Here is a 15,310-nt window from a genome sequence, read left to right as displayed (position 1 = left end):
TGTATACTTTATTTTGTGCATAAATTTTCCACCGAAGGAGATACTTACCTATAGTACAGCAACTCCAAGTAGGAGGGAACATCATGACACGAAACAAAGTAGAAATATGCGGTGTAGATACATCAAAGCTTCCAGTTTTAAAGAATGATGAGATGCGTAAGTTATTTCATGCAATGCAAAGCGGTGATCGAAGCGCAAGAGAAACAATCGTAAACGGTAATTTGCGACTTGTCCTAAGTGTTATTCAGCGTTTCAATAATCGCGGAGAATTTGTGGATGACTTATTTCAAGTAGGCTGCATAGGTCTTATGAAGTCTATTGATAATTTTGATTTAAGCCAAAATGTAAAATTTTCGACGTATGCTGTACCTATGATTATTGGTGAAATAAGAAGATATTTAAGGGATAATAACCCAATAAGAGTGTCTAGATCATTAAGAGACATTGCTTATAAAGCATTACAAGTTAGAGAGCGATTATTAGCAGAGAATTCAAAAGAACCAACTCCTGTCCAAATCGCAGAAGTACTAGGCGTAACACATGAAGAAATCGTCTTTGCATTAGATGCAATTCAAGACCCAGTCTCGTTATTTGAACCGATATATAATGATGGCGGAGATCCAATCTTTGTAATGGATCAGCTAAGTGATGATAAAAATAAGGACGAGCAATGGGTTGAAGAACTGGCACTACGTGAAGGAATGAAACGACTAAACGATCGAGAAAAAATGATCATAAGCAAAAGATTCTTCCAAGGAAAAACACAAATGGAAGTTGCCGAAGAAATCGGAATTTCCCAAGCACAAGTATCCAGACTAGAAAAATCAGCAATAAAACAAATGAACAAAAATATACAGGGATAACGAAAAGCGGAGGCGACTGTTCAGCCCCGACAAGCATAAGACGAAGACGGAGGAAAGTTGCTTTTTACTTTCATCGGGCTTCGACTTATGACCTCGAGGGGCTAGGAGCCGGAGCTAGACATAACGAAAAGCGGAGGCGACTGTTCAGCTCCGACAAGCATAAGGCGAAGACGGAGGAAAGTTGCTTTTTACTTTCATCGGGCTTCGACTTATGACCTCGAGGAGCTAGGAGCCGGAGCTAGACATCATACTGTTTCTTTCCCTGAATAAAGAGTAATTACTCAAAAGCAAAGTAACTTTTAACCTTTAGCGGAAATTGGCTTATGACCTCGAGGAGCTAGAAATCGTATAAGGAGCCCGACTTCAATCAAGCTTCATTTCCTGTATAATGAATTACATATTACAATGAATGAAATTTAAAAAACAAAAAAATAGATAAACTAAATAATCCAATAACTACTAAATAGTTAGTTAAACTGGAAGAATGAAAATACGATATTAATGTGTTAGACAATGGATCAGCATCGAACAACCTTGTCTAACACATTTTTATTTGAATTTTATCATGATGTTTGGCCCTTACTTCATATATTTTATAAAAAAGGATGGTGAAGTAAAATGGCCAGAATTTCAGATTTTCAAGTTAAAGACGTTGTAAATGTTGCTGATGGAAAGAAATTAGGCAATATTGTTGATTTAGATATTGATCAATCTAATGGAAAAATCACATCTATTATTTTAACAAAGCCAGGGAAGGGCTTAAATTTTTTTAGTAAAGAAGAGGAAATGACAATTTATTGGAATGATATTGTGAAAATAGGTGAAGATGTTATTTTGGTAAAATATCGTTCATCTGTGGATTTGGATGAAAACCAAGCAAGTCCAGTTAAATACAGATAAAAAAGCTCGTTGACTGACGAGTTTTTAGGCGATGAATGGGGTGTAGTTGCACTTTTACTTTATTCTTATAATTGGTTACCACGCGATTACGATTCCTTGCAGCTAATTTAATTTTTCAATGTGAAAAAAATAAGTGTGTTTTGTCAAAAATAATCAAAAATGTGAAATCTATGGTAAAATATAGGAAACCATCAACTGGTTTACATATATATTTACTAAATTAGTTTCTGTGAGGTCTTATAAATATGAAAGAGAGCTTCATTCAATCGACTGAAAGTACTTTTATGATTCAACCTTGGGAAGACTCATACAAACATTTAGTTGCTGGATTTACAACAAAAAATGATGGAGTTAGCCAAGGTTGTTTCACTTCTTTTAATCTTGGATTACATGTAAATGACTCGAAGGATATTGTCGTTGAGAATAGAGAAGTCCTTGCGAGTAAATTAGATTTTTCAAAGACGAAATGGGTTTGTTCAGAACAAGTTCATGGGAATAATGTCGTGAAGGTAACAAAAAAAGATTGTGGCAAAGGTGTTACTGATTACGAAACTAGCATCAAGACAACAGATGGTTTTTATACGAATGAGGAAAATATATTATTAACTTCTTGTTATGCAGATTGTGTTCCATTGTATTTTCTTGAACCAACGAGTAAATTTATTGGTTTAGCTCATGCAGGTTGGAAAGGTACTGTTCAAAACATTGGCGGACGTTTAATCGAAAAATTGATTAAAGAAGAAAACTTACAACTAAATAATATCCAAGTTGCAATCGGACCATCAATTGGTGATTGCTGTTATGAAGTGGATGATTTTGTGATGAATAAGCTAAATGATGCTTTTGAACACAAGATTCCTACTAATATTTTAACCACTTTACAAAACGGGAAATTCAAATTTAATTTAAAAGAAGCAAACAAACAATTACTCATTAGATCGGGCATTAGTGAAGAGAATATAATAATGACAAATTATTGTACAAGTTGTAACCCGAGCATATTTTTTTCTCACCGTAGAGATGGTGGAAAAACAGGAAGAATGATGAGTTATATTGGTTGGAGGAATTAGCATCATGACAGTCAAACAAAATTATGAACGTATTAGAGAACTAATGAATGCAGCCAAAGTAAGAGCAAATCGAAATGATGAAGTCACTTTAATAGCTGTTACTAAACAAGTATCTACTGAAGTGGCTAAAGAAGTTTTAGCTGAAGGTATACTTCAATTAGGCGAAAACCGTTTTGAAGGTTTAAAAGAAAAACAAGAACACATTAAAAGTGATGTTGTTTGGCATTTTATTGGTTCACTTCAAACTAGAAAAGTAAAAGACGTAATACATAGAATAGATTACTTACATTCTTTAGATCGACTGTCCTTAGCAGAAGAGATACAAAAAAGAGCAGCAGAGCCATTAAAATGTTTCCTACAGGTCAATGTATCTGGAGAGGACTCAAAGCATGGTATACATCCAAATGATGTAATTGAATTTGCTAGACAGCTTTCAGAATTTGATAAAATACAAGTTGTTGGGTTAATGACAATGGCACCATTTACAGAGGATGTAACAATCATTCGAAATAGTTTCAAAGGATTAAAGGAACTACAAGAAAACGTAAAAAATCTACAGATTGCAAATATTCCATGTTCTGAATTATCAATGGGGATGTCTAATGATTTTGAGATAGCAATAGAAGAAGGTGCTACATTCATAAGAATAGGTACTGATTTAGTAGGAAAGGGAAGGTAGAGAAGATGAGTATTATTGGGAAAGTAAGAAACTTTTTTGCAATGGAAGATGAGTATGAAGATGATTATGAATACGAAGAGCAACAACATCAGCAACAGAAACAATATCAACAACAGCATCAACAACAACAATTTTCTAAACATGTAAATGAAGAAATTAACCATGAGCGAAATGCATCAAAGCAAAAATTAGTAAGTATACCAGGAGGAGCTTCATTGTCGTCAAAAGTTGTATTAGCGCAGCCGCGTGAATATGCAGAAGCACAAGATGTTGCAGACCATTTAAAATCAAAAAAAGCAGTTGTGATCAATTTACAACAAATGCAAATCGATCAAGCTAAACGCTTTGTTGATTTCTTAAGTGGTACAGTTTATGCAATAAGTGGAGATATAAAAAAAATTGGTACAAATACGTTTATTTGTACACCTGATAATATCGATATTTCTGGAACAATTACAGATATGTTATTTGAGGAAGACAATTCCGTTAAAAGGTGGTAATTAAATGGATCTACTTTTTGTTATTTTATACAAATTAATCCAATACTATAGATACGTCATTGTAATTCATATCATTTTATCTTGGTTCCCTCAAATAAGACAATCAGGCTTCGGTCGCTTAATTGGTAGGTTATCAGAACCATATTTAGAGCCGTTCCGCCGTATTGTACCGTCAATCGGTATGTTTGATTTTTCACCAATTATTGCATTATTTGCTTTAGAATTTGCTGGATATGGAATAGCAAGTATTTCTCATTACTTTTAAAAAGAGAATCTAACAGGTTCTCTTTTTTAATTAATATTGAGTTTAATGAAAAAGAGGATTGCATTAATGAGTATATATGATCATTTTCGAAAAGAAGAGCATGTTTTCGTAGACAAGGTTCTCAATTGGAAGGTAGAAGCAGTTGAACGCTATTCTATTAAGTTGACAGATTTTCTTGATTTAAGAGAACAAATGATTATGCAATCAATTATCGGTCATCAAGGAGATTGTTTTGTCGCTTTTTTTGGTGGTCGTGAGGATTGTGAACGAAAGCGTGCAATTATTTATCCGAGTTTTTATACACCAGTTGAAGAGGATTATTCTTTGGTTGCATTTGACTTAGTTTATGCAACTAAATTTCACACTTTATCACATCGGCAAGTATTGGGAACATTAATGTCTTTAGGAATCACAAGAGGGAAATTTGGTGATATTCTAATTAAAAATGATACGATCCAAGTTATTGTTGCTGATGAAATAGCAAGTTTTGTAGAAAGTAACTTAAATTCTGTAGGAAAATCGCCAATTAAATTAAAGAGAATTTCATTTAAGGAATTGATTGAATCAGATGATATTTGGCAATCTAATAATGGCACTGTATCATCACTAAGATTAGATGTCTTATTGAGTGAATTCTATAATATTTCGAGACAAAAAGCTCAAAGCTTAATTAAAGCCGAACACGTTAAAGTAAATCAGCGAGTTATTGATTCTACTTCGTTTTTATGTGAAGAAGGAGATTTATTCTCTGTCAAAGGTTTTGGTAGAGGAATGTTAATGTCAATTGATGGCTTATCAAAAAAAGATAAATGGCGGATTAACTACGGTGTTAAAAAATAGTCAGAAATTGTAGAAGGAAAAACGTAGAAACTGTCGAAAATTTATTATAACCTATAAATAAAGAAAAAACATACATGGAGGTGGCTTAATTGCCTTTAACACCACTTGATATTCATAATAAAGAATTTGGTAAAAGTTTTCGTGGCTATGACGAAGATGAAGTTAATGAGTTTTTAGATCAAGTCATTAAAGATTATGAATTAGTTATTCGTGAGAAGAAACAATTAGAAGAACAAATTCTTGATATGAAAGAAAGATTAAAGCATTTTTCTACTATAGAAGAAACTTTAAATAAGTCAATTTTGATTGCGCAAGAAGCTGCTGAAGATGTAAAAGGTAGTGCCCAAAAAGAAGCTAAATTGATCATTAAAGAAGCGGAGAAAAATGCTGATCGTATTATCAATGAAGCTTTAATTAAATCTAGAAAAGTTACAATGGAATTTGAAGAGCTTAAGAAGCAATCGAAAGTTTTCCGCACTCGTTTAAGAATGGCTATTGAAACACAATTAGAAATGTTGGGTCATGAAGATTGGGATCATATTTTAGAAGATAAAGAAACAGAAGAAATCGCAAACTAGTCGTATAAGCCTTGACGATTTGTAAAGTTTTACATATAATTTATTAGATATTAATAGTAAATCGGTGACAGGGAAGAGTACTTCTATAAAACTAAGTAGCGAGTCAAGGATAGTGTAAGCTTGATATAGAAAATAGAAGGAAAATCACCCTAGAGTGCTTTTCTGAAAAAGAGTAAGAAAAGACGTTCCATTCACGTTACGAATGCTAAGTGGACAATGATTTAATGAAATTTATTGTCAATTAGGGTGGTACCACGGGAAACCTTTCTCGTCCCTTTTTTGGGGATGAGGAAGGTTTTTTGCGTCTTATACGATTTATTATACATAATAGACAACTCCACTAATAAAAGGCTTGTAAGATGGATACAATGCGTTAATGTGGAATTTAAAAATGTAAAGTAAGCTTGCATGGACTTGCCTAAAACGGCTAGCTTTAGATCAATCAAGTTAAAAAATGGAGGAAAGCAAATGGAGTACAAAGATACGTTACTTATGCCAAAAACTGAATTTCCTATGAGAGGAAATTTACCTCAACGTGAGCCACAAATTCAAGAAGAGTGGAACAAAAAAGATATTTATGCAACTGTTCAAAAACATAACGAAGGAAAACCGTCATTTATCTTACATGATGGACCACCTTATGCAAATGGTGACCTTCATATGGGACATGCACTTAATAAAGTATTAAAGGATTTCATTGTACGTTTTTATAATATGAATGGATACCGTTCTCCTTACGTTCCAGGTTGGGATACTCACGGTTTACCTATTGAACAAGCATTAGCAAATAAAAAAGTAAATCGTAAAGAAATGTCAGTTGCAGAATTCCGTAAACTATGTGAAGAATATGCTTACGAGCAAGTAGAGCGTCAAAAAGAACAATTTAAACGTTTAGGAATTTTAGGTGATTGGGACCGACCATATATCACACTTGAAAAAGAATATGAAGCTGAACAAATTAAAGTGTTCGGTAAAATGGCTACTAATGGTTTAATCTATAAAGGTCTTAAACCAGTATATTGGTCTCCATCAAGTGAATCTGCACTTGCAGAAGCGGAAATCGAATACCAAGATAAGCGTTCAGCATCAATCTATGTTGCATTTGCAGTTGAAAATGGGAAAAATGTTCTAAACGGTGGAGAGAAATTCATTATTTGGACAACAACTCCATGGACAATCCCAGCTAACTTAGCTGTATGTTTACATCCTGATTTAAGCTATGATTTAGTATCTGTAAATGGTGACAAGTTCGTAGTTGCTAGTGAGTTAAGAGAATCTGTAGCAAAAGAACTAGGTTGGGAAGATGCAGTAGTTGAAAAGACTTTTAATGGTTCTGAACTTGAAGGAATCATTTGTAAGCATCCATTGTATGATCGCAACTCAGTCGTTATTTTAGGTGATCATGTAACAACTGACGCTGGAACAGGTTGTGTTCATACTGCCCCAGGTCATGGTGAAGATGATTTCCGTGTAGGTCAACAATATGGATTAGACGTGCTTTGTCCAGTAGATGAAAAAGGTGTTCTAACAAAAGAAGCACCTGGATTTGAAGGTTTATTCTATGATGAAGCTAATAAAGAAATTACTAAAGCATTAGAAGAAAAAGGTGCTTTATTAAAATTACAATTTATCACACACTCTTATCCACATGATTGGAGAACGAAAAAGCCAATTATCTTCCGTGCAACTGCACAATGGTTTGCATCGATTGAAGCAATTCGAGATCAATTAATGCAAGCTGTTCAAGATACTAAGTGGTTCCCAGCTTGGGGAGAAACTCGTCTATTTAACATGGTTCGTGATCGTGGAGATTGGTGTATTTCACGTCAACGTGTATGGGGAGTTCCAATCCCAGTATTTTATGCTGAAGACGGAGAAGCAATTATCACTGAGGAAACGATTGAACATGTTTCGAACTTATTTAAAGAGCATGGTTCAAATATTTGGTTTGAAAAAGAAGCGAAAGAATTATTACCAGAAGGATTTACACATCCTGGTTCACCAAATGGTAACTTTACTAAAGAGAAAGATATCATGGATGTTTGGTTTGATAGTGGATCATCACATCAAGCTGTATTAAACACTCGTGAGGAATTATCTTTCCCTGCTGATATTTACTTAGAAGGTTCTGACCAATACCGTGGTTGGTTTAACTCTTCATTAAGTACGAGCGTTGCAGTAACAGGTCAAGCTCCTTATAAAGCTGTAGTGAGCCATGGTTTCGTTTTAGATGGTGAAGGTCGCAAGATGAGTAAATCAATCGGAAACATCGTCCTACCATCAAAAATTATGAATCAATACGGTTCAGATATTTTACGTCTATGGGTAGCTTCTGTAGATTATCAATCAGATGTTCGTATTTCTGACGCATTAATGAAACAAGTTGCTGAAGTATACCGTAAAATCCGTAATACGTTCCGTTTCTTACTAGGAAACTTAGATGGATTTAATGCAGAACAAGATGCTTTAAAATATGAAGAGCTACGCGAATTAGATCAATATATGCTAGTTAAGTTAAATAATGTGGTTAAAACGGTTCGTGAATCATATGAGAAATATGAATTTGCTAATGTTTACCACACAATTCAAAACTTCTGTACAACTGAATTAAGTTCTTTCTATTTTGATTTATCAAAAGATGTTTTATATATCGAGCCAAAAACGAATAAAGATCGTTTAGCAATTCAAACTGTATTACATGAGTCATTACAAGCACTAACTCGTTTAGTAGCTCCAATTTTACCTCATACAGCTGAAGAAGTTTGGTCACATATGGCAGGAACTACTGTTGATAGTATTTTCTTAACTGAAATGCCAGATGTTAAAGATTTCGGCGATACTCAAAGCTTAGAAGCTAAGTGGGAAAAATTCATGGATTTACGTGATGGCGTATTAAAAGCTCTTGAAGTTGCACGTAATGAAAAAGTAATCGGCAAATCTCTAACTGCAGCAGTGAAAATCTATCCTAATGCAGAAGTAGCAGAGCTATTAAATTCGATTAATGAAGACTTCAAACAATTATTAATTGTTTCTCAAGTAGAAATTGCTAGTAGCGATGAGCAAGCTCCTGAAACAGCGCAAAAATTTGACACATTAAGTATTGTAGTAACTCCGGCGACTGGCGAAACATGTGAACGTTGTTGGGTAGTTACTGAAGAAGTTGGTAAAGATGTAGCACACCCTACACTTTGCTTACGTTGTGCAAGTGTTGTAAAAGATATGTAATAGAATGTGAAGCATTAAAATTTGAGAGCCGAAAGATTAAACTTTCGGCTCTTTTTAATACAAAATTGTAAATAAGGATGTATTGGTGTATGGTATGTATAAGCAGTACTAAAATAAAAAATAAGAGGGAGATAAACCATGAATTATGAAAATAATCCAAATTGGGCTAAATTAACTGATTTAATGAAGAAACGAGTGGATTTAAGAGAAAAGGGATACAGTTACCAAGAAATAGCTGACTTAGAGCAAAAAAGCCGTTCAAGTATACAACAAAGTATTAAGCGTTCATATTACCTGTTAGGAATAAAAGAACCAGATATTAAAGGGATCCTTAAAAAAGAAATTGATCAATCCGTTAAGATAGAAGGAATAAGAAATGAGATGCTTGAGGAGATAAGAAAACAAGGAATTAGAGAATTTGTGAAAGAGTTTATAAAAAGAGATGATGTAAGAGACATTCTAAAAGAAGAGTTTAGAAAAGAGTTCGAAGATGAAAAAGGATGATCGTTAGTAAAATCTTCCTTTTTTTATTTTAGGGTTGTATGTATGTATGTGTTGGTGTAAGATTGTTCTTGTAAGCGATAACAAAAACTAAAAACACACATTGGGGGAATACAATTTGAATAAAAACATCAAAAAAGTAACTCAAACAGTTTTAGGAATTGCAATTGCAGCGCCAATGGTTTTAGGATTTGGATCAACATATGCTGGAGCAACTTCAGGTGCAGTAACTGCAACTAAAGTAGCTGTAAAAGAAAAAGCGAGCAATAGAGCTAAAACTGTTGGATATCTAGCTAAAAATCAAAAAATAAACTACTCGGGTTACAATAGTTCATTTGTAAAAGTCAGCTATAAAGGTAAAACAAGATATATTCTTAAAAAATACGTAAAATATGTTCCGCCAACATCAACAACACCATCTAATTCAACAACTACAACATCAAACCCATCTAAACCAGCTAGCTCAAATGCCTCGATTCAACAACAAATTTTAGATTTAGTAAATATCGAACGTGGTAAGGGTGGGTTAAAGCCATTAACACTATCTAGCTATTTAAATGGAACAGCTCAAGCATGGTCACAAACAATGAGTAATGCGAACAATATGTATCATTCAACATTAAGTTTTAAAGGTGGTTACAAAGGAGAAAACATCGCACATGGTCAAACAACTGCGAAGGAAGTAATGACTGATTGGATGAATTCACCAGGCCACAGAGCGAACATTATGAACGCTAACTTTAAACAACTTGGAGTAGGTAAAGTAGGAACTTATTGGACGCAACAATTTACAGACTAATAAACACATGATTGTAGTAAAATCTTCCTTTAATAAATTTTGCATTGTATGTATGTATGTATTAATGTAAGATTGTATTTGTAAGCGATAACAACAACTAAAAACACACATTGGGGGAATACAATTTGAATAAAAACATCAAAAAAGTAACTCAAACAGTTTTAGGAATTGCGATCGCAGCTCCAATGGTACTAGGATTCGGATCAACATATGCTGGAGCAACTTCAGGTGCAGTAACTGCAACTAAAGTAGCTGTAAAAGATAAAGCTAGCAATAATGCTAGAACTATTGGATATCTAACTAAAAATCAAAAAATTAACTACTCAGGTTACAATAGTACTTTTGTAAAAATTAGGTATAATGGTAAAACAAGATACATTCTAAAAAAGAACGTAAAATATGTACCACCAACGACTTCTACACCAACAAATCCAGCAACACCAACTATACCAGCTTCAAATCCAGCAACACCAGCTATACCAGCTTCAAATCCAGCAACACCACCTAGCTCAAATGACTCAATACAACAACAAATTTTAGACTTAGTAAATATCGAGCGTGGGAAAGGCGGATTAAAGCCATTAACACTATCTAGCTATCTTAACGGAACGGCACAAGCATGGTCACAAACAATGAGTAATGCGAACAATATGTATCATTCAACATTAAACTTTAATGGTGGATATAAAGGAGAAAACATCGCACATGGTCAAACAACTGCGAAGGAAGTAATGACTGATTGGATGAATTCACCAGGCCACAGAGCGAACATTATGAGCGCTAACTTTAAACAACTTGGAGTAGGTAAAGTAGGAACTTATTGGACGCAACAATTTACAGACTAATAATACGATTCAATCTTTAATTAAAATTTTGAAAGTTATTCAAAAAACCCGCAAAAGGACATAAGCCTAAGCGGGTTTTCTTTTTCTGTTTAAAAAAATAATCTTTCTTAGCGCTATTATTACTTTATATCAGAATTATGAATGGAAATATCTTTAGCCATTTCCTATAAAGGAAAAAGTTTCACCTATTATGGACTTCATTTTGAGGGAAAAGTATTTTTACATAAAAAAATTGGGAGTGAAGAAGATGAGGAGCAATGAAATTTTCCATATTAAACAAGAGCTCGAACTAATTAAAAATGAATTGCTACATCGTTTATTTTCTGAACCAATAAGTTCTACTGATATTGAGCAGCAACATTCAATTTTCGAGGAGACAAATAAACATCATATCCTAGTTGAAGACATGCAAAATGATTTATATGATATTGAGATTGCCTTGCAAAAAATTGACCATGGATTATTTGGTTATTGTGAAGTAACTGGGCAAGCGATCCCTATTGAAAAATTAAAAGTGCTTCCAACAGGTCGAACGTTAGAGGATTTTAGTTTTGTAAGAAATCATTACTAATACTATTCATTGTATAAACGTTTCCCCTATGCTAAAATTTGATGAGATATCTAATAAGGTAGGGGATAAATATGGCATATATTATTGCGGTAATTGTCATTTTAATTGATCAACTGACAAAACTTGCAGTTTTAAAGAAGATGTATTTAGGAGAAAATATTGAAATTATTAAAAATATTTTTTACATAACATCACATCGCAATCAAGGAGCGGCTTGGGGGATGCTCCAAGGAAAAATGGGCTTCTTTTATTTAATTACTTTAGTCTTTGTCGTAGCAGTGATTTACTTTATCCAAAAGCACGCAAAAGGAGATCGATTCCTTGGTCTATCTTTAGGATTAGTTTTAGGTGGTGCGATCGGTAATTTTATTGATCGATTCTTCCGTAAAGAAGTAGTTGATTTTATTCATGTTTATATTTTTAATTATAATTTCCCTGTATTTAATATCGCAGACTCAGCACTTTGTGTGGGCGTTATTTTATTATTTATTATTACTTTATTGGAAGATAAAAGAGGAGTTAAGAAATGACAGTTTTTGCTTTTACAGTTCAAGAGGATCAACATTTAGAAAGAATCGATACGTTTATTGCAACTCAAAATGATGAGTGGTCAAGGTCTCAAGTACAAACATGGTTAAAAGAAGATTTTGTATTAGTGAACGGCGAAAAAATTAAACGTAATTATAAAGTAAAACAGGGCGATGAAATATTAGTTTCAGTACCTGATCCAAAGCCGTTAGAAGTAATAGCTGAGAATATTCCACTTGATGTTTATTATGAGGATGCGGATGTTATTGTTGTAAATAAACCACGTGGAATGGTAGTTCACCCTGCATTAGGTCATGAAACGGGTACTTTAGTGAACGCTTTAATGTATCATTGTAAAGATTTATCTGGCATTAATGGTGTTTTAAGACCAGGTATAGTACATCGAATCGATAAGGATACATCAGGTTTATTAATGGTTGCAAAAAATGATGTGGCTCATGAGAAACTTGCAGAGCAATTACGTCAAAAAACCTCTGTACGTAAGTATATTGCGATTGTACATGGTGTAATTCCGCATGAGGAAGGCACAATCGATGCGCCAATAGGGCGAGATAAAAGTGATCGTCAAAGTATGACGGTTACCGAAGATAATAGTAAAGAAGCAGTGACTCATTTTAGAGTATTAGAGAGATTTGAAGAGTTTACTTTAGTTGAATGTCAGCTTGAAACAGGCCGTACTCACCAAATTCGTGTTCATATGAAATACATAGGTTACCCGTTAGCTGGTGATCCAAAGTATGGACCACGTAAAACATTAGATATAGATGGTCAGGCACTACATGCAGCTGTTTTAGGATTTAATCATCCAAGAACAAATGAATATTTAGAGTTTTCAGCTCCTATTCCAGAAGTACTTGAAAATATTATTGAACAATTACGCAGATAACTGTTGACAATGATTGTAACATAGGTCATAATGAGGACAGTTGAATGAACCTTTAACACAACCCCGTGAGGTTGAGAAGGAAGCGGAAAAATGAAAAGGGATAATTGTATCCTTTTACGCTACCCTCTTGTCCATTGGGCAAGAGGGTTTTTTGCTTCTACACTATAAAAGTAGGAGGTAAGGTAAATGACTGAAAAAGCAATCATCTTAGACGAATTAGCGATTAGACGTGGTTTAACAAGAATAGCACATGAAATGCTAGAAAATAACAAAGGTATTGAAAATATTGTTTTAGTTGGGATTAAAACAAGAGGTGTTTATCTAGCAAAACGTATTGCAGAAAGAATTAAACAGATTGAAGGTAAAGAAGTAATCATGGGCGATTTAGATATTACTCTTTATCGAGATGATTTATCAACAAAGACAGAAAATAAAGAACCATTAGTAAAGGGTTCAAATGTTCCTGTTGACCTAACAAACAAAAAAGTAATTTTAGTTGATGATGTGCTTTACACAGGTAGAACAGTTCGTGCCGCAATGGACGCTGTGATGGACCTAGGTAGACCGGCACAAATACAATTAGCAGTTTTAGTAGATCGAGGACATCGTGAGCTTCCAGTAAGAGCAGACTATGTTGGTAAAAATATTCCAACTTCGAGTAATGAAAAAGTAGTCGTAGCATTAAAGGAAACAGATGACCACGATAAAGTAAGTATATTTGAAAAATAGAAGTCCCTTTTAAATTTGGTCCAGAGAGGCTAACAAAGGGTCTAGTTAGTTGCTGCCTTATTTGAAGCAACGCACTTGGACTCTTTGTGTACAATCACAAAGAGTTTTTTTATTGGGAAAATTGGAGGAAACAACATGATAAAACAAAAACCTATCCTAGAGATAAATGAAAAGCCGAATATAGGTCAATGGATTTTCCTAAGTTTACAACACTTATTCGCAATGTTTGGATCGACAGTATTAGCTCCAATCTTAATCGGAATAAATCCTTCAATCGCACTAATATCAAGTGGGATTGGAACAATCGTGTTCATACTAATTACAAGAGGCAAAGTACCATCATACCTTGGATCATCATTCGCCTTTATCGCACCGATGATCTACGCGAAAACAAATTTAGAACCTGGTGCAGCGTTCGTAGGAGTTTTCATCACAGGTATCATCTATGCAGTAATCGCACTAATCATTAACAAAGTAGGCGTGAAATGGTTATTCAGAGTATTACCACCAATCGTAGTTGGGCCGGTAATTATCGTAATCGGATTAAGCTTATCAACAGTAGCAGTTGGAATGGCAATGAATGGAGCAGACGGCAAATATAGTTCAACATCAATCGCAATCGCACTAATAACGTTAGCAATCACAATCATAACAGCATTATTTACAAGAGGTTTCTTATCAGTCATACCAATCTTAGTAGGAATTATCGGTGGATACATTACTTCAATCTTCTTTGGAGTAGTAAATTTTACGGAAATTAAAAAAGCAGATTGGATAGCAGTTCCTGATTTCTCAGTCCCATTTGTTCATTACACACCACATGTCACTTTCCAACTACTAATCATCTTTGTACCAGTTGCAATCGTGACAATCTCTGAACATATTGGACACCAAGTTGTACTAGGAAGTGTCGTAGAGAAAGATTTAATAAAAGATCCTGGATTAGATAAGTCATTATTCGGGGATGCAGTTTCAACAATGATAGCAGGTTTAATTGGAGGACCTACAACAACAACATACGGTGAAAACATAGGTGTTCTAGCGATCACAAGAGCATACAGCGTATACGTATTCATAGGTGCTGCAATCTTGGCCATGTCATTTGGATTCATCGGAAAAATTTCAGCGGTGATTAGCTCAATCCCGACACCTGTAATGGGTGGTATCTCAATCTTACTATTCGGAATCATCGCTTCAAGCGGATTACGAGTATTAGTAGAAAACAAAACAGATTTTGCTAAACAACGTAACTTAGTTATCGCTTCAGTCATTCTAGTACTAGGAATTGGTGGAGCAGCAATACACATTGGTAAACAATTCGCATTAGAAGGAATGGCTTTATCAGCTCTAATCGGAGTTGTACTAAATTTAGTCTTACCAGAAAGCATTGGTGGCGATCGTACAACTGAAAACAAGGATGAGAGCTTAGCTTCATAATTGACCTTAAAATGGGGCATTCTTACATTGATAAGACTCCAAAAATAAAACAGATGAAATTCATTTAGGGGGA

At 34.2% G+C, this 15,310-nt stretch carries 17 protein-coding genes and 1 other annotated feature; all 17 genes read left to right on the top strand.

All coding sequences use genetic code 11. The features are described from left to right. Positions 1-83 precede the first annotated feature (83 nt). The 17 genes from sigG (at position 84) to MY490_RS15020 (ending at position 15,237) form a co-directional block, all read left to right on the top strand. Positions 84-863 carry an RNA polymerase sporulation sigma factor SigG gene (gene sigG / locus MY490_RS15100; RefSeq protein ID WP_056471070.1) on the top strand — a complete coding sequence of 260 codons (780 nt, stop codon included), beginning with the start codon at positions 84-86 and terminating at the stop codon, positions 861-863. Between the two features lie 618 nt (positions 864-1,481). Continuing rightward, positions 1,482-1,763: a YlmC/YmxH family sporulation protein gene (locus MY490_RS15095; protein ID WP_248266449.1), complete on the top strand. Its 282-nt coding sequence runs from the start codon at positions 1,482-1,484 to the stop codon at positions 1,761-1,763. A 245-nt stretch (positions 1,764-2,008) separates the two neighbouring features. After that, positions 2,009-2,833 carry a peptidoglycan editing factor PgeF gene (pgeF, locus tag MY490_RS15090; protein ID WP_248266448.1) on the top strand — a complete coding sequence of 275 codons (825 nt, stop codon included), beginning with the start codon at positions 2,009-2,011 and terminating at the stop codon, positions 2,831-2,833. A 4-nt stretch (positions 2,834-2,837) separates the two neighbouring features. Further along, positions 2,838-3,512, top strand: coding sequence for a YggS family pyridoxal phosphate-dependent enzyme (locus MY490_RS15085; RefSeq protein WP_248266447.1), 675 nt, complete (start codon positions 2,838-2,840; stop codon positions 3,510-3,512). Positions 3,513-3,517: 5 nt separating this feature from the next. Next, the gene (locus MY490_RS15080) at positions 3,518-4,012 is read left to right on the top strand and encodes a cell division protein SepF (RefSeq protein ID WP_248266446.1); all 495 of its coding nucleotides are present in this window, start codon (positions 3,518-3,520) and stop codon (positions 4,010-4,012) included. A 4-nt stretch (positions 4,013-4,016) separates the two neighbouring features. Continuing rightward, positions 4,017-4,277 (top strand): YggT family protein, encoded by a 261-nt coding sequence (locus tag MY490_RS15075; RefSeq protein WP_248266445.1) that lies wholly within the window; start codon positions 4,017-4,019, stop codon positions 4,275-4,277. 66 nt (positions 4,278-4,343) lie between these two features. Then, positions 4,344-5,117, top strand: a complete 774-nt coding sequence (locus tag MY490_RS15070; protein WP_248266444.1) for a YlmH family RNA-binding protein — start codon at positions 4,344-4,346, stop codon at positions 5,115-5,117. Between the two features lie 89 nt (positions 5,118-5,206). Then, a complete protein-coding gene (locus tag MY490_RS15065; RefSeq protein ID WP_098846755.1) occupies positions 5,207-5,695 on the top strand; it encodes a DivIVA domain-containing protein in 489 nt (162 codons plus the stop codon). A gap of 55 nt (positions 5,696-5,750) precedes the next feature. Beyond that, positions 5,751-5,974 (top strand) — a binding site (T-box leader). A gap of 189 nt (positions 5,975-6,163) precedes the next feature. After that, positions 6,164-8,920, top strand: a complete 2,757-nt coding sequence (gene ileS, locus MY490_RS15060; RefSeq protein WP_248266443.1) for an isoleucine--tRNA ligase — start codon at positions 6,164-6,166, stop codon at positions 8,918-8,920. Between the two features lie 138 nt (positions 8,921-9,058). Continuing rightward, complete coding sequence (locus tag MY490_RS15055; RefSeq protein WP_248266442.1) at positions 9,059-9,424, top strand: hypothetical protein; 366 nt, start codon at positions 9,059-9,061, stop codon at positions 9,422-9,424. Between the two features lie 115 nt (positions 9,425-9,539). Beyond that, positions 9,540-10,220, top strand: a complete 681-nt coding sequence (locus MY490_RS15050; protein WP_248266441.1) for a CAP domain-containing protein — start codon at positions 9,540-9,542, stop codon at positions 10,218-10,220. A 125-nt stretch (positions 10,221-10,345) separates the two neighbouring features. Continuing rightward, positions 10,346-11,065 carry a CAP domain-containing protein gene (locus MY490_RS15045; protein WP_248266440.1) on the top strand — a complete coding sequence of 240 codons (720 nt, stop codon included), beginning with the start codon at positions 10,346-10,348 and terminating at the stop codon, positions 11,063-11,065. Between the two features lie 247 nt (positions 11,066-11,312). Beyond that, positions 11,313-11,636 carry a TraR/DksA family transcriptional regulator gene (locus tag MY490_RS15040; RefSeq protein WP_248266439.1) on the top strand — a complete coding sequence of 108 codons (324 nt, stop codon included), beginning with the start codon at positions 11,313-11,315 and terminating at the stop codon, positions 11,634-11,636. Between the two features lie 71 nt (positions 11,637-11,707). Beyond that, the gene (lspA, locus tag MY490_RS15035; protein ID WP_248266438.1) at positions 11,708-12,166 is read left to right on the top strand and encodes a signal peptidase II; all 459 of its coding nucleotides are present in this window, start codon (positions 11,708-11,710) and stop codon (positions 12,164-12,166) included. Then, the gene (locus MY490_RS15030) at positions 12,163-13,071 is read left to right on the top strand and encodes an RluA family pseudouridine synthase (protein ID WP_248266437.1); all 909 of its coding nucleotides are present in this window, start codon (positions 12,163-12,165) and stop codon (positions 13,069-13,071) included. Before lspA ends, MY490_RS15030 begins: the two co-directional genes overlap by 4 nt. A gap of 186 nt (positions 13,072-13,257) precedes the next feature. Continuing rightward, positions 13,258-13,800: a bifunctional pyr operon transcriptional regulator/uracil phosphoribosyltransferase PyrR gene (pyrR, locus tag MY490_RS15025; RefSeq protein ID WP_248266436.1), complete on the top strand. Its 543-nt coding sequence runs from the start codon at positions 13,258-13,260 to the stop codon at positions 13,798-13,800. Positions 13,801-13,938: 138 nt separating this feature from the next. Further along, positions 13,939-15,237, top strand: coding sequence for a solute carrier family 23 protein (locus MY490_RS15020; RefSeq protein ID WP_248269386.1), 1,299 nt, complete (start codon positions 13,939-13,941; stop codon positions 15,235-15,237). The last annotated feature ends 73 nt before the right edge of the window (positions 15,238-15,310 follow it).

This window comes from Gottfriedia acidiceleris (assembly GCF_023115465.1).
Taxonomy (GTDB): domain Bacteria; phylum Bacillota; class Bacilli; order Bacillales; family Bacillaceae_G; genus Gottfriedia; species Gottfriedia acidiceleris_B.
Note: the sequence above shows the minus strand (reverse complement) of the source record. Positions and strands in the feature narration are given on the sequence as shown.